Source organism: Paraburkholderia madseniana, from assembly GCF_009690905.1.
GTDB classification, from domain to species: Bacteria; Pseudomonadota; Gammaproteobacteria; order Burkholderiales; family Burkholderiaceae; genus Paraburkholderia; species Paraburkholderia madseniana.
Map to the genome: position 1 here is coordinate 102,297 of NZ_VOSW01000016.1, position 15,663 is coordinate 117,959.

Genomic DNA, 15,663 nt, shown 5'->3' on the forward strand with positions numbered 1-15,663 from the left:
CCGAAGCGACTGCGTTCAGTCGACCGAACCATCGGCGAAGCGCACAGACCGCCTTCGCCGGACCCCGTTACACTAGCGCAGGCAAGCCTTCGACCAGCACGACCGCGAACACCACGCCGATTAGCGCGCCAAGCACGCGTAACGCGTTGTGCCGAAATTCCGTCTTGCAGGGGAGCGCGCCGACAAACAGGGCACCGGCCAGCGCCATCGGAATGACCAGGATTAAATCGCCAATCGTGAAGTAGGTCGTCATACCCGTCTCCTTATGTAGTTCCAACGCGGGCAGCGGCTCGATTTCTGGAGTCATGCACTGCCAACGGTCGATTCGAGTATAGGCGACGGTTAGATCAACATAACAACGTCTTGCGGCGCTGCAGCGCGTCTTCGCAGACTGCTGAACCCAGTACCGCAAGGGCCGCCGCGATTGGCGCGTTGCAGCAAAAACCCCGTAAAAAGTGAAGTGTTTGCTTACACAGGCCTTACTTTCCAGGCCTGTTCGATGCGCTGCGGATAGTTCTCGCCTGACTGGGGTACACCCCATGCAGGCCACGTTTCACGCTGCGTCCAGGCCATGTTTCCCCAAAGCCGATTAGCAGCGTTCCCTCATACCGTGATCCGTTCGCGTTGACGCAGGCGCGTGGCCGCAACGAGGCCTACGACAAGCAGCACGCCGACCAGTCCGGCGACACCGTTCCAGCCATCACTTGCCCATACGCGCCCGCCATAAGAACCGACCACGCTCGAACCGATGTAATACGCGAGCAGATACAGCGCGGCCGCCTGGCCTTTGGCTTCCTTGGCGAGGCGTCCGACCCAGCCGCTCGCCACCGAGTGTCCGGCGAAAAAGCCGAACGTCACGAAAGCAATGCCGGTCGCAATGGCTGCCAGCGGATGCAGCATCGTGAGCACGAGTCCACATGCCATCAGCAGCAAGCTGGCGGTCAGCACGCGCGCCCGGCCGAAGGTGTCGGCCATGCGGCCCGACCACGGCGAGGCAACCACGCCCGTCAGATAGACGACGAAAATCGCACCGATCTCCGTCTGACTCAGCAGATACGGCGGCGCGAGCAGCCGGTAACCGATGTAGTTGTAGAGCGTGACGAAGCTGCCCATCAGCACGAAGCCGAGCAGAAACAGCAACGGCAAGCCGGGTCGCGTGAATTGTTTGAGCAGGGCGGTGCGGTGATGGGAAAAGCCGAGCCCGCGACGCGGTACGAAATGGTGCGACGGCGGCAGCAAAGCGCGAAACGCGAGCATCGACAAAATGCCGAGTACGCCGATCGTACCGATTGCCACGCGCCACGAAAACAGATCCGCGACCACGCCGGTGATCACACGCCCAGCCATCCCGCCGATCGCTGTGCCACCGACATACAGCCCCATCGCCAGACCGAGTCCATCCGGGTGTACTTCTTCCGCGAGGTACGCCATCGCGACGGCGGGCACGCCACCGAGCGCGAGGCCCTCGAGCGTGCGCAACACGAGCAGTTGATGCCAGTGCGGCGCGATCGACACGCCGATCGTCAGCAGCGCCGACAGCGTGAGCGATGCCGTCATCAGCTTGTGACGGCTCCAGCCTTCCGAGACGAAACCGGCGATAAATATGGCGAGCGCGAGCGCGGCTGTCGTCAGTGACAGCGACAAGCTGCTTTGTGCCGGCGTTACGTTGAACGCCGTAGATAATGCAGGCAGCAATGGCTGTACGCAATACAGCAGTGAGAAGGTGGCGTAACCCGCGAACAGTAGTGCGATGCTGGCGCGCCAATAGGCATGCGTGCCGCGTTCGAGATAGGGAATGTCAGGGACGGCAGGCACAGCAGCGGAGGTAAAAGAAGCAGACGAAACAGGAACAGCCGAAGCAGCAGTCCGGTGGGAATCCGGCGATGCGGTCACGAAAAATCTCCTTGAGGAGCGGAAAGTACTCAAAGAGGCCAAGGATACGCTGGAGAGACTGAACGGGTGCGCGTGCCGCGAGGTCAGCGGACCTGAATACGCTCCTTTCGCGCTGACGGCATGATTTTGATATATCGCCCCGGCTGGGTTTATGATGGTCTCGTTACGACGCTTTACGCCCAGATCATCGGCCCGGCGCGCTGTAATGGGAATAGGGCGAAACGACGGGTGAAGAGCCCCGAGTTCGCGCTTTCCATGGCCCCGCAAAACGGGAACAATGACTCGAACCTCTCACGCGTCTTACGCGCAGCAGATTGGGTGCGTACGCAACGTTATCGGCGAAGCGGCGCTTTTATCATCACCTTGACCGGCGCGGAAACCATAAAGCCGGCTATGGGAGAAACGGGGAAACATCATGCAAATCGGTTCCATTGTCCGATCGGTGCATATCGCGGTGCCGCAGGGCGCACGCGGGATTGTCATGCGCATTCTCGGCGACATGGCTATGGTGGCCTGGTATGCCGGCGAACCCGGCACATCGGAGCATCTCAATACTGAACCCTTTTTCCTTGAAGATCTGATCGATACGGGCGAGCAGGTTCGCCCGTCTAGCGCACAGGTGCATTGAAGCTGGTTTGAGTCCGATTCATGGTGGTTGCAGGTGGCTGTAAGCCGCAAGGTGAGCCGACGTCCTCGTCTTTGACGGCGGCGCGGCGCACAATGCGGACATGAACGACGACAATTTCGACCCACAGGACGGCGCCGATAGCGCCGTACCTTTCGCCCGGCTCAAGCCGGAAATCGTGCTCGACGCGCTCGACAGCGTGCTCAGCAGCGTCGGTGTGTACACCGACGGCCGCATGCTGCCGCTCAACAGCTACGAGAACCGCGTGTACCAGGTCGGCGTGGAAGACGGGCCGCCCGTGGTCGCCAAGTTCTATCGTCCCGAGCGTTGGACCGACGCCGCCATTCTCGAAGAACACGCCTTTGTCGCCGATCTCGCCGCGCGTGAGATTCCGGCGGTGCCCGCGCGTGTTTTCGAAGGCCGCACGCTGCATACCTTCGACGGTTTCCGTTTCTCGATCTTCGAACGCCGCGGCGGCCGTGCGCCCGATCTGGACCGGCGCGATACGCTCGAATGGCTGGGGCGTTTCATCGGCCGCATCCATGCGGTTGGACAGACGCAGAACTACACCGAACGCCCGACGCTCGACATCAACACGTTCGGCTACGAGCCGCGCGACTTCCTGCTGTCGCACGACTTTGTGCCTGACGATGTACGCACCGCCTGGCAGACCGTGGTGAATCTCGCGCTTGAAGGCGTCGAGCGCGCCTTCGAGCGTGCCGGCGATATTCGCATGCTGCGAATGCACGGCGATTGTCATCCGAGCAATGTGTTGTGGACCGACGCGGGTCCGCATTTCGTCGACTTCGACGATAGCCGCATGGGTCCGGCAGTGCAGGATTTATGGCTGCTGTTGCCCGGCGATCGCGTCGAGGCTTCGCGTGCGCTGGCTGATCTGCTCGCCGGTTACGAAGACTTCTGCGATTTCGAGCCGCGCGAACTGTATCTCGTCGAAGCGTTGCGTACGTTGCGGCTGATTCACTACCAGGCGTGGCTCGCGCGCCGTTGGGACGACCCGGCGTTTCCGGCGGCGTTTCCGTGGTTCAACACGCAGCGCTATTGGGAAGACCGCATCCTCGAACTGCGCGAGCAGCTCGGCGCGATGGAGGAAGGGCCGCTCTGGCCGGTTTGAGCGGTAGCTGTTCTACGGCGCCTGCGACGCCACGCTCGACGATTCCACCAGCGTCGATTTGACGATTACTTCGGCGCGTACGTCGCGCCCGATCGCTTCGATCGCGGGACGCATCTGCGCGAAGTCGTCGGGCGTGCAAACTTCGCTATCGAAATGGGTGGCGCCGTCGCGCGTCATCGTCACCACGTTGCTGAGCGGATCGAACGTGTACTGCGACTGGAAATCGACGAAGCGGTCCTGGGTTCGCTTCGCTTCCGGCATCTCGAGCACGTGAAAATTCGCAGGCAATGTAATGCGCGCGCGTTCGTGCAGCGCCAGGTTGTGGCAGATGAATGGCTGCGTGCGCTGCCGTTCGCCGAGCCAGTAGCGGGTGCCCGCCTCGAAGCCGCCGGCCAGACTGGTCAGCGCCGGAATCGATGCCGCGGCGCCCGGCACCACCAGACTTTCGAGCGTGCCTTTCATCGTGATCGTCAGCGGGCCGTCGCCAACGCTGAGGTCGCTGGTGGTCAGCGTCGCGGTGCCGCGCAGGTTGGCGCTGCGCAGTTCCGCCTGGATCGAGTCCTCACGTTGCGCGGGCGTCTGCGTGCGCAACATCGCGCGCGCCTGTTCGGCTGTGGCGCCCGATGCTTCCAGCCGATAGGTGAAACTCGCCGAGCCATCCGGTTCGACCTTGATCGACAGGTCGGTGCTGCGCGTTATCAGCTCGGAGGCCGGCGTTTGCGCGACCACCCCCTGATTGACGAGGACGGTAGGCCGGTTCATATCGGACGACGGCAAAAAGCCGAATTCGACATTCGATGCGGTCGAGTCCGCGTATTGCTGCAAATCCGGCAGCCAGGTGATTACGTGATTGATGACGCCGTAGCCCGGCACGCTGGGCAACGTATAGATCGAGCCGCTGCTGATCAGGGCCGGCTCGTTGCGAACGCCGACGGCGTCGAGCATCGCGCCGTACAGCGCCACGTGATCCTTGCAGTCGCCATAACGGTTCGCGAGGATCGCGCTTGCACTGTGCGGCACCACCGAGTCGCGCCCAACATAGATCGCTACATAGCGGACGTTCCGGCGCACCCAGTCGTACAGCGTTTTGGCCTTGTCGTGCGGGGTGTGGTCGCGTGTGGTGAGGTTTTGCGCAAGGCGCGTGACGGCTGAGTCGCGCGCGCTCGGGTCGGCGGCGGACGCCCTGTAACTCGCGGCGAAAGCGGCGTAGTCCGGAAAGGTCGAGACCATTAGCCGGTCGCCGTACGACACGTACGCGATCGAGCCGCGCTCCAGCCGGCTGAAATGCGCCTTGTCGTAACGGTATTCGTAGCGTGTGCGGCCGTCGCGCGTAACCGGTTGAAGCGCGGTGAAGCCGCGTGCATCGGCATAAAGCGGCTTGCCGGCGGGCAGGTCGTAGATGAGGTGAAAGTTGTGGGTCGGCGCGAGATCGGGCGGCGTGAAGTCGCTGAATTCGCCCGGCTCGATCGGCTGCTTTTGCGTCTTGCGATAGGTGAGGTGCACGCGCGCGCCGGGTTCGACGGCGGGGAACACGATCACCTTTTCCTGGATGTCCTGAAACATCGGTGCGTCGAACGAGCGGGCTTCCTGCACGTCGCGGATCTGCTCGGGCTGCACGTCGTGACGCACGCCGTCGGCGGTGGTCGTGTAGGCCTCGATGATCTGCACGTCCGCCATATTGCGGTTGAACCAGACGTATTGCTGCGCCACTCGCGCGACGCCTGCTTCGTTGTTCACGCGCAGCGTCATCGAATCGAGCTTCGAGAAGGAGCCGTCGGCGTTGACGGTGAAGGTCTGCGTTTCACCTTCGTTGGTATAGGGATCGTCCAGTTTGGCCGCGATGCTCGCGCTCGCGCCATGAACACCGGCAAGCCAGCCGAGAGCGGCAAGACAGACCAAAGAGGTGAGGCGCATGGCGGGCAGGTATCCGGAACGGCAACGTTGACAGGATCGCCAGCTAGAGTCGGTTTGCGCCGCCTGGATGTCAAGCGGATACCGAGCATTGCGATTGAGCAAATGCCTTAATTGTGTAATGATAGCCATTCTCAATTGAAAGGCACCGCCAGCTTTCTGTCACATTTCTCCTCCTCTGTGACTGCCAGCCAGCCTCTCAGCCGGACGGCCTGGACCGCAAGCCGGGTCTGTCCGGCTTTTCTTCTCGAACTTTCCTTTACCGCTGGTGAGAGCGAGCGCTTCGTCGCCGCCCGTCGGCGAGGGTTTAACTTGCTGCGCCTGGAGCATGGATGTGAACGCGCCTGATTCAATCGATATGAAACCTGCTGCTGGTGGCGGCACGCAATACACGGCACATAGGCCGGAGCGCGGCCATCCTCTGATGGACGACGCCGAGCAGGCGGCGCGGCGCCAGCGTTCGCGGCGGGCGAATTTCATCAAGTGGTTGCGCAAGGTGCACGGCTGGGTCGGCCTGTGGGGCGCGGTGTTGGGGTTGATGTTTGGCGCGACGGGGTTTTTGCTGAATCATCGGGGTGGACCGTTGAAGGTGTCGTCCGGTGAGCCGCAGGTCGAAGAGATGCAGCTTCCCGTACCGCAGAAGAAACTGGGTTCGCCGATGGAGATGGCGAAGTGGCTCAAGGGCGAGTTAAAGATCGACGGCAAGCCGGGGCGGGTGAAACGCGAGCCGGCGCATCCGGTGGCATGGGGGGATCGCAGCGCGATGCAGCCGGAGTTCTGGCAAGTCGGGATTTTTGGGCCTGCTCAGAATGTGCAGGCTGAGTATTGGGTTGGGAATGGGTTTGTGGCGGTGAAACGCACGCAGAATTCGTTTCTTACTACGATGAATAATTTGCATCGTGGTGTGGGGTTGAGTGTTGGGTGGGTTTTGTTGATCGATACGATTGCGGGGGGGATGATTTTGCTTTCTCTGACCGGTGTCTTGCTGTGGACTGAGTTGAATAAGCGGCGCGTGGTGGGTGTCGTGCTGATTGGCGGCTCGGTGGTTGCCGCTGTGGTTTGTGGGTTAATGTGAGTTGGGTTTTTTCTTTGCCTGCGCGGCGCTTTTGTCCGTGTTCTTGGGGCTTTGGCCTTTCCTTGAATTGTTAGTGGTCTATTAGCGTTGCCCCTGTGCGGGGCGGCACCTACTTCTCTTTGCCGGCTGCAAAGAGAAGTAGGCAAGAGAAAGCAGCTCAAACCGCTACTACTAAGTGGGTCCCGTAGTTTGCAACGGGTAGTGGTGCATCTGGAATCTGTGTTCGTGCACCTGCATACGCCAGTGACAAGGGCGTCATACTTCCGGCGGCGCTGCGCGCGCCGACGAGTACTTCTTCAAACCACCCCCTACGTTGTGACGCTCACGCCTCGCCACCGACCGTGGCTCATCATTGCACCGCCGCCACCACCGCGATTGCGATTGGAGCGGCAACTGCAACCGCCCATCGCAGCCGCGACTGTGATCGTGACCAGGACGGTGATTGCGGTACGCGACATATCATTGAGGCGGGGTTCCCGGCGACGTGCAGGAGCGCGTCGCCGAGGCGAAGCCGATGGCTCAGACCGCGCTCAACCGAAGCCGGTGGTTTCCCATGCAGACCCGTCCGCGACGCACGTAGTGCGGAGTGGGAGCTGATGAGTCCTTTGTCACTCACGCGGAATGTGCGAGAACACGGATTCCAGATGCACCACTACCCTGTGCGAGCCACGGTGCCCACTTAGCAGTAGCGGTTTGAGCTGCTTTCTCTTGCCTACTTCTCTTTGCAGCCGGCAAAGAGAAGTAGGTGCCGCCCCGCACAGGGGCAACGCTAATAGACCACTAACAAATCAAGGAAAGGCCAAAGCCCTAAGAACACGGCCAAAAAGCGCCGCGCAGGCAAAAAACTAAACACTACAAGCAGCCGCCCCACCAGAAGCCGCAATCTCCCGCGCTGCCTTAGCGCCCTCAACCTGCAATAAAGTCGGCAACGAAACCCCATTCTTAGCCGCAGTAACCTCAGCAAGAATAGAAACAGCAATCTCAGGCGGCGTCCGGCTGCCAATATAAATCCCAACCGGCCCATGCAGCCGGGCCAACTCGGCATCGTTCAGATCGAACTCCTTCAACCGCTCGCGCCGCGCCTGATTGTTCCTTCTCGACCCCAAAGCACCCACATAAAAAGCCGGCGTCTTCAACGCCTCCATCAACGCAAGATCATCCAGCTTAGGATCATGCGTCAGTGCAATCACCGCACACCGCTCGTCGAGCTTCATGTCGATCACCGTATCGTCCGGCATCGTCCGCACGATCTTCGTGCCGGGAATGCTCCACTCCTCGGTGTACTCCTCGCGCGGATCGCATACGGTGACCTGATAGTCGAGCCCAACCGCGATGTTGCACAGATAGCGCGACAACTGCCCCGCACCGATCACCAGCATCCGGTAACGCGGACCGTGAATCGTCAGCAGACGCTCGCCGTCGAAATGCACGCCGTCGGTTGCCAGCGCCGCATCCAGCCGCACTGCGCCCGTCACCATGTCGACTTCACGCGCCACCAGACGGCCGTCCTCTACCGCATGGCACAGATCGGCAATGCCGCTTTGCGGCGTCAAAGGCTCCAGCACCAGTTGGATCGTGCCGCCGCAAGGCAGGCCGAAGCGATGCGCTTCTTCCGCGGTAATGCCGTACTTCACCGCCTCCGGGCGTGTCTGCTCAATACCCCTTTGCCGCACGCGGTCGATCAGGTCGTCTTCGATGCAGCCGCCCGATACCGAACCCACCACGAGGCCATCGTCACGCACCGCGAGCATCGCGCCCTCGGGACGCGGCGACGAGCCCCACGTCTTCACTACCGTCACCAGCAGCGCGCGATGTCCCTCTTCCAGCCAACGTGCACTGGACTTCAGAACTTCGAGATCCACGCTCTCCATGATTTCTTCCTTTTGGTTCCGTCGCCGCCGGACTCAGTGTCCGCAGCCTCATCCGATTCCGTATTTTGCGCCGCTGCTTCAGTTACTGCAGTGACGCCGTCATCCGGGGCCGTCGCGCCGTCAGCGTCGCCGCCGACCTGCGCGCCGAAGCGCTTGAAAAATTCGCCCGCGAGTTTACGCGCAGCGCCGTCGACCAGCCGCGAACCGATCTGGGCGAGCTTGCCGCCGACCTGTGCAGTCGCCGTGTATGTGAGCTTCGTCGCGGCGTCGCCCTCGGGTTCGAGCGTGACGCGCGTATTGCCCTTGCCGAAGCCCGCCGCACCACCCTGACCTTCGAAAACGATGGTGTAGCTGTTCGGCGCCTCGATGTCGGTCAGCAGCATACGCCCTTTGAAGCGCGCCTTCACCGGACCGACCGAAGCGCTCAACACCACCGCATACGCGTTTTCGCCATCCGGGTCGATGCTTTCGCAGCCGGGAATGCACGCGCGCAGGATTTCGGTATCGTTTAGCGCATCCCACGCGCGCTGCTGGGAAACGGGCAGCATATGGGTCTCATTTAATTCCATGGCGTTGCTCCTGCAGTTGTCGTGGCGCAGACGCTCAAACGAGGCGCGCGCGTGAGTTGCGCGAGGTCGCGGCCGAACGCCGTCAGACTGTCCAGATTGTGAACCGGGCGATGTGCGTCGACGTACGGCAGGATCGCCTGCACGCCGCGCGCTTTCGGTGAAAAACCGCTGAAACGCAGCAGCGGGTTGAGCCACACGATACGGTGTGCGAAGCGGCGCAGGCGGGCCATTTCGGTGTCGAGCACGTCGATCGCTTCGTGATCCAGGCCGTCGGTGACGAGCAGCACCGTGGCTCTGCCGGTCAGCACGCGACGTGCCCAGCGCCGGTTGAATTCGGCAAGCGCCGCGCCGATCCGCGTGCCACCCGACCAGTCGACCACCTGATCGGTGAGCGTCGCGATCGCCACGTCGGGATCGCGCTCGCGCAGCGCGCGCGTCGCGTTGGTCAGGCGGGTGCCGAAAAGAAACACCTGCAGGCGCTCACGCGATTGCAGAAGCGCGTGGCAGAAGTACAGGACGGCGCGCGAATAGCTGCTCATCGAGCCGGAGATATCCAGCAGCAACACGAGCGGCGGTTTGCGTTCCACTACCGCGCGATACTTCCACACCGTCCAGTCGCCACCGGCGCGTACCGCTTGCCGTGCGCTCGCGCGCAAATCGGCATGCGTGCCGTGCGACGCGGCCTTCAGGCGGCGCGTCGGCTCGGTGGCAAGCGGCAGACGCTGGCCGCGGATCAGATGCCGCAAAGTCCGCCATTCGTCAGCGGAAAGCGTTTCGAAATCGCGATGACGTAGCCGCTCTTCAGCACTGAACGTGACGTGCGCGCGTAGTTCGTGTTGTTCGGTTTCCTGTGGCGCCTTGCTGTGCGGCGAGGGTGGCGTGCGCACGGCAAGCGCGTCGGCGAGACGGTTGTTGCGTTTGGGTGGCGGCAACCCATCGCGGACTTTCGGCAGCAGCAGCGCGCGCAGCTTGCCTTCCCAATCCGGGTCGCGCCAGAACAGATCGAAGGCGGCGTTGAAGAGGTCGCGTTCGTCTGGCGCGGAGACGAGGAGCGTGGCGAGCGCGGCGCGCACATCGTCGCGCCGGCCGAGGTCGATCCAGTGCAACGCGGCGAGTGCGTCGACCGCTTGCGCCGGCGACATCGGCAAGCCCGCGCCGCGCAGCACACGCACAAAGTGGACGACGTTGTGGGCGAGCGTGGGCGTATCGATCGGTGCGGCCGACGCGCTCGAAGTATCGGCGGAGGCGGTCATCACCGTCATCCCGGAGTCGCGAGGCATTGCGCGATCTGCGCGGCGTCGATGCGCGCCAGATCGTCCTGATACTTGAGCAGCACACCCAGGGTGTTCTGCACCGATTCCGGATCGAGTTCCGTTACCGACAACGCTTCCAAAGCGCGGCACCAGTCGATCGTTTCAGCGATACCAGGCGCCTTGAACAGATCCATGCCGCGCAGTCGATGCACGAAATCGACCGCACGCCGTTGCAATTCAACCGACGTCTGCGGCGCGCGCGCGGCGACGATCTCCAGTTCACGATCGCGCTCGGGATAGCCGATCCATTGATACAGGCAACGGCGTTTCAACGCGTCGTGCACTTCGCGCGTGCGGTTCGACGTCATCACGACGAGCGGCGGCTGCTCTGCGCGCACCGTGCCATATTCGGGAATCGATACCTGGAAGTCGGACAGCAGTTCCAGCAGAAACGCTTCGAACGGTTCGTCGGCGCGGTCGATCTCGTCGATAAGCAGCACGCGCCGCGCGCCCGGATGATTTTCGTCGGGCATCAGCGCCTGCAGCAGCGGACGCTTCAACAGGAATTCGCTGCGATACAGCGTGTCGTTGCCAGGCCGCTCGCCGGCAGCTTCGGCCAGACGCAGCGCCATGATCTGGCGCGGGTAGTCCCATTCGTAGAGCGCGCTGGCGGTGTCGAGTCCTTCGTAGCATTGCAGCCGCAGCATCGAGGTGCCGAGCATCCCAGCCGCGGCTTTGGCGAGTTCGGTCTTGCCGACGCCCGGCTCGCCTTCGACGAACAACGGCCGCTCCATGCGCAGGGCGAGATACAACGCGGTCGCGAGTTCGCGGCTGGCGAAGTAGTTTTGGGCGGCGAGTTGCGCAAGAGTGTCGTCGATTGAAGCAGGCTGCATGGTGCTCCTGACTCTGCATGGTGAAGAGCAAAACGGCGCGCTCGCCCGTGTTACTCATACCGTCGGCGGAACCGAGCGGATGAGCGCGAGCGTCGCGCCACACCGCGTGCGTGATCGAACACGGCTGACGCGCTCCGCCGAGGCACGTCAGCCGCAAACTGCAAGGATCGCTAACCGTTTGCCTTCGTCACCGCTCGCGCGGCCAGCACCGGAATCAGATGCGCGCGATACTCCGCGCTCGCGTGCATGTCGGTGTTCAGGTCGGCGTCGGATACGGTTACCGCGCGTGCGGCCTCGGGCGTGAAATTTGCCGATAACGCGCTTTCCAGGTCCGGCACGCGAAATACCGAAGACGCCGCTCCTGTCACCGCAACGCGTACACCGTTTGCGAACTTCGCGACGAACACGCCGACCAGTGCAAAGTGCGACGCCGGATTCTCGAATTTCACGTAGGCCGCGCGTTCGGGCACTGGAAACTCGACGGCCACGATCAACTCGTCGGGTGCTAACGCGGTCTCATACATGCCGACGAAGAAATCGCTCGACGAAATCCGTCGCCGATCGGTGACGATGGTCGCGTCCAAGGCCATCGCGGCAGCCGGATAGCAGGCGGCCGGATCGTTGTTCGCGAGCGAACCGCCGATGGTGCCGAGCGCGCGCACCTGGCGATCGCCAATGTGCCCGGCGAGGTCCGCGAGCGCCGGCAGCACGCGCCGAAGCTCGCCGTGATCGGCGACGTCCGCATGGCATACGGCGGCACCAATCGTCACCTTGCCGGCATCGACGGTGATCGATTTGAGCGCGGGAATTCGCGTCACGTCGATCAGTTGCGACGGCTGCGCGAGCCGCAGACGCATGGTGGGCAACAGGCTTTGTCCGCCGGCGATGAACTTTGCGTCACTGTCGGCGGCGATGGCTGCGGCGGCCGCTTTGGGATCCGTCGCGCGTTGATACTCGAATGAATACATGTCGAATGCTCCGCTCAGGATCTTAGTGGGGTTTGGCTGCATGAATCGCGGACCATACGCGATGCGGCGTCGCCGGCATTTGCAGGTCGGTCACGCCGAGCGGCGCGAGTGCGTCGAGGATTGCGTTGATGACCGCCGGTGGCGAACCGATCGCACCCGCCTCGCCGCAGCCTTTCACGCCGAGCGGATTGTGCGTGCACGGCGTGCCCTTCGCGGTTTCGACGGTGAAGTTCGGCAGATCGGACGCATGCGGCATCGCGTAGTCCATATAGGAGCCGGACAACAGTTGGCCACTCTCCTTGTCGTACACGCAGCGCTCCAGCATCGCCTGCCCGATACCCTGAGCGAGCCCGCCATGCACCTGGCCTTCGACAATCATCGGATTGATCACGTTGCCGAAATCGTCGACCGCGGTGAACTGCTGGATGCGGCAGACGCCCGTCTCCGGATCGACCTCGATCTCGCAGATGTAGGAGCCGGCAGGATATGTGAAGTTGCTCGGATCGTAGAACGCGCTTTCCTCAAGACCCGGTTCGAGCACGTTGAGCGGATAGTTGTGCGGCACGTAGGCGGCGAGCGATATCTCGGCGAATGCTTTGGTGCGGTCGGTGCCTGCGACGCGAAACACGCCGTCCTTGAACTCGATGTCTTCTGCCGCGGCTTCCAGCAGATGCGCGGCGATTTTCTTCGCCTTGGCTTCGATCTTGTCGAGCGCTTTCATGATCGCCGAGCCGCCGACCGCGATCGAGCGCGAACCGTACGTGCCCATGCCGAACGGAATGCGGCCCGTGTCGCCGTGCACGATCTCCACGCTTTCCAGCGCAATACCGAGCCGGTCCGCGACTACTTGCGCAAAGGTTGTCTCATGCCCCTGGCCGTGGCTGTGGGAGCCGGTGAACACGGTGACCGAACCTGTCGGATGCACGCGAATCTGGCCGACTTCGAAGAGCCCGGCGCGTGCGCCCAATGCCCCGGCGATATTCGACGGCGCCAGACCGCAGGCTTCGATGTAGCACGAGTAGCCGAGGCCGCGCAGCTTGCCGTTCTTTTCGGATTCCTGTTTGCGCGCGGCGAAGCCTTTCACGTCCGCGAGTTCGAGTGCACGGTTTAGCGTGGTGTCGTAGTCGCCGGTATCGTAGGTGAGGCCGACCGGCGTCGCGTACGGAAACTCGCGGATGAAGTTGCGACGGCGGATTTCGGCCGGATCGAGCTTCATCTCACGTGCGGCGGTTTCGACCAGACGCTCGACCACGTACGTCGCTTCCGGACGGCCGGCGCCGCGGTAGGCGTCGACCGGGACGGTGTTGGTGAAGACCGCTTTCACTTCGGCGTAGATGGCGGGCGTCGCATACTGGCCGGCGAGCAGTGTCGCGTACAGGATGGTCGGCACACTCGACGCGAAGGTCGACAGATACGCGCCCATGTTGGCGATCGTGTGGATGCGCATTGCGAGGAACTTGCCGTCGGCGTCCATCGCCAGTTCGGCTTTGGTCACGTGATCGCGGCCGTGCGCGTCGGATACGAAGGCTTCCGAGCGCTCGGCCGTCCATTTGATCGGACGGCGAATTTTCTTCGATGCCCACGTCAGCGCGACATCTTCGGCGTACAGGAAAATCTTCGACCCGAAGCCGCCGCCGACATCCGGCGCGATGACGCGCAGTTTCGATTCCGGCAGCGACAGCACGAATGCGGCCATCAACAGGCGTTCCACGTGCGGATTCTGATTCGCGACGTAGAGCGTGTAGCTGTCGTCCTGCACCGAGTAGCTTGCGTTGACCGCGCGCGGTTCGATCGCATTCGGGATCAGGCGGTTGTTGACGATGTCGAGCGTGGTGACGTGCGCGGCTTTCGCGAAGGCGGCGTCGGTCGCGGCTTTGTCGCCGTGGCCCCAGTTGTAGCAGACGTTGTCCGGCACTTCGTCATGAACCGCGGCCTGGCCCGGATCGGACGCGTGCGCGGTATCGACTACGGCCGGCAGCACGTCGTAATCGACCTCGATCAGTTCGGCGGCGTCTTTCGCGGCCTTGATCGAATCGGCGATGACGAGCGCGACCTGATCGCCGACGTGGCGTGCTTTCGTGTGCGCGATGATCGGATGTGGCGGCTCGTTCATCGGCTTGCCGTCGGTGCTGTGAATCAGCCAGCCGCACGGTAGTCCGCCGACGTTGTCCGCGGCCATGTCCGCGCCGGTGAAGATCGCGACGACGCCGGGCGACTGTTTGGCGGCGGTGGTGTCGATGCTGTTGATTTTTGCGTGTGCGTGCGGCGAGCGCAGGAATACCGCATAGGTTTGCTGCGGCAGGACGATGTCGTCGGTGTACTGACCGTTGCCGGTGAGGAAACGATAGTCTTCCTTACGTTCGACGGAAGTACCGATGAGGTGGGTGTCGGGTGCGTTCATCGTCGGCTCCTCAGGCGGTGGCTGGCGCAGTGGCCGCGGCATTGGTGTTGACCGTGCCGGCGGACTTCATGCCTTCGGCGCCTTCGAGCACTGCTTTGACGATGTTGTGATAGCCCGTACAGCGGCAGAGATTGCCGTCGAGCTGGGCGCGCACGTCGTCGCCGGTGAGATTGGGTTGGCGCTCGACGAGCGAGACCGCGCTCATCACCATGCCGGGCGTACAGAAACCGCACTGCAGGCCGTGGCAGTGTTTGAAGGCGGCTTGCATCGGGTGCAGGGCGCCGTCTTTGGCGAGTCCTTCGATGGTGGTGATGTTTGCGCCTTCGGCCTGGACCGCGAGGATGTTGCAGGATTTGATTGCGCGGCCGTTCAGGTGGACCGTGCATGCGCCGCACTGGGCTGTGTCGCAGCCGACGTGCGTTCCTGTGAGGCGAAGTTGATCGCGCAGGAACTGGACAAGCAGGGTGTTGGGGTCGATTGAGGCGCTGATGGGCGCGCCGTTCACCGTCAGACTGATGCTGATCGCCATGAAGTTGTCTCCTTATGGGGTGAAACCGGACCTTTGTTTTTTCCTGCCTTCAGCTGCCTGCTCGTGGGGTCCGATTAGGGTGCTGCGGGTTTGCTGTTTTTGCGGTTCTTTTTTATGGGTCTGCCGAAAAGTAAAGCACAAATTGCCTGGCGGCGCTATTGGGTTGTGTGCCTGCTCGGCGGGGTATGGTTTGTTTTTTGCCCGGTCGGGCGGGGATTGCCTGGCGGCGCCGGTTTTAGTTTTTTTGCCTTCGGTGGGGGGGGGCCTGCGCGGCGCTTGTTGTCAGTGTTCTTAGGGCGTTGGCCTTTCCTTGAATTGTTAGTGGTCTATTAGCGTTGCCCCTGTGCGGGGCGGCACCTACTTCTCTTTGCCGGCTGCAAAGAGAAGTAGGCAAGAGAAAGCAGCTCAAACCGCTCCTGCTAAGTGGGCACCGTGGTTTGCAACGGATAGTGGTGCATCTGGAATCTGGGTTCGTGCACCTGCATACGCCAGTGACAAGGGCGTCATACTTCCGGCGGCGCTGCGCGCGCCGAAGAGTACTTC

13 protein-coding genes are annotated in these 15,663 nt (G+C 62.5%); 3 read left to right on the forward strand and 10 right to left on the reverse strand.

What is annotated here, in order from left to right; translation table 11 throughout:
- Positions 1-67: 67 nt before the first annotated feature.
- Positions 68-253 carry a hypothetical protein gene (locus tag FSO04_RS10935; RefSeq protein ID WP_097390922.1) on the reverse strand — a complete coding sequence of 62 codons (186 nt, stop codon included), beginning with the start codon at positions 251-253 and terminating at the stop codon, positions 68-70.
- 350 nt (positions 254-603) lie between these two features.
- A complete protein-coding gene (locus tag FSO04_RS10940; protein ID WP_372342465.1) occupies positions 604-1,893 on the reverse strand; it encodes an MFS transporter in 1,290 nt (429 codons plus the stop codon).
- Between the two features lie 415 nt (positions 1,894-2,308).
- On the opposite strand from FSO04_RS10940, the gene FSO04_RS10945 reads away from it, so the two are divergent.
- Both FSO04_RS10945 and FSO04_RS10950 read left to right on the forward strand, forming a co-directional pair.
- Complete coding sequence (locus tag FSO04_RS10945; RefSeq protein ID WP_035554043.1) at positions 2,309-2,521, forward strand: hypothetical protein; 213 nt, start codon at positions 2,309-2,311, stop codon at positions 2,519-2,521.
- Between the two features lie 100 nt (positions 2,522-2,621).
- Positions 2,622-3,650 (forward strand): serine/threonine protein kinase, encoded by a 1,029-nt coding sequence (locus tag FSO04_RS10950; RefSeq protein ID WP_154559695.1) that lies wholly within the window; start codon positions 2,622-2,624, stop codon positions 3,648-3,650.
- A 12-nt stretch (positions 3,651-3,662) separates the two neighbouring features.
- On the opposite strand, the gene FSO04_RS10955 is transcribed toward FSO04_RS10950, so the two are convergent.
- Positions 3,663-5,564, reverse strand: coding sequence for a DUF3857 domain-containing transglutaminase family protein (locus FSO04_RS10955; protein ID WP_154559696.1), 1,902 nt, complete (start codon positions 5,562-5,564; stop codon positions 3,663-3,665).
- Positions 5,565-5,895: 331 nt separating this feature from the next.
- Here FSO04_RS10955 and FSO04_RS10960 point away from each other — a divergent pair, with 331 nt between their 5' ends.
- Positions 5,896-6,636, forward strand: coding sequence for a PepSY-associated TM helix domain-containing protein (locus tag FSO04_RS10960; RefSeq protein WP_168435639.1), 741 nt, complete (start codon positions 5,896-5,898; stop codon positions 6,634-6,636).
- An 845-nt stretch (positions 6,637-7,481) separates the two neighbouring features.
- On the opposite strand, the gene FSO04_RS10965 is transcribed toward FSO04_RS10960, so the two are convergent.
- From FSO04_RS10965 to FSO04_RS10995, 7 genes are all read right to left on the reverse strand, one after another.
- The gene (locus FSO04_RS10965) at positions 7,482-8,507 is read right to left on the reverse strand and encodes an XdhC family protein (RefSeq protein WP_154559698.1); all 1,026 of its coding nucleotides are present in this window, start codon (positions 8,505-8,507) and stop codon (positions 7,482-7,484) included.
- Positions 8,480-9,076 (reverse strand): SRPBCC family protein, encoded by a 597-nt coding sequence (locus tag FSO04_RS10970; RefSeq protein WP_154559699.1) that lies wholly within the window; start codon positions 9,074-9,076, stop codon positions 8,480-8,482. The genes FSO04_RS10965 and FSO04_RS10970 overlap by 28 nt, the downstream gene beginning before the upstream one ends.
- Positions 9,067-10,329, reverse strand: coding sequence for a vWA domain-containing protein (locus tag FSO04_RS10975; RefSeq protein ID WP_154559712.1), 1,263 nt, complete (start codon positions 10,327-10,329; stop codon positions 9,067-9,069). The genes FSO04_RS10970 and FSO04_RS10975 overlap by 10 nt, the downstream gene beginning before the upstream one ends.
- 5 nt (positions 10,330-10,334) lie before the next feature.
- Positions 10,335-11,222: an AAA family ATPase gene (locus tag FSO04_RS10980; RefSeq protein WP_154559700.1), complete on the reverse strand. Its 888-nt coding sequence runs from the start codon at positions 11,220-11,222 to the stop codon at positions 10,335-10,337.
- Between the two features lie 170 nt (positions 11,223-11,392).
- Complete coding sequence (locus FSO04_RS10985) at positions 11,393-12,190, reverse strand: FAD binding domain-containing protein (RefSeq protein WP_154559701.1); 798 nt, start codon at positions 12,188-12,190, stop codon at positions 11,393-11,395.
- Between the two features lie 22 nt (positions 12,191-12,212).
- The gene (locus FSO04_RS10990) at positions 12,213-14,591 is read right to left on the reverse strand and encodes a xanthine dehydrogenase family protein molybdopterin-binding subunit (protein WP_154559702.1); all 2,379 of its coding nucleotides are present in this window, start codon (positions 14,589-14,591) and stop codon (positions 12,213-12,215) included.
- A 10-nt stretch (positions 14,592-14,601) separates the two neighbouring features.
- Entirely contained in the window at positions 14,602-15,120 is a 519-nt protein-coding gene (locus FSO04_RS10995) for a (2Fe-2S)-binding protein (RefSeq protein WP_154559703.1), read from the reverse strand.
- Positions 15,121-15,663 lie beyond the last annotated feature (543 nt).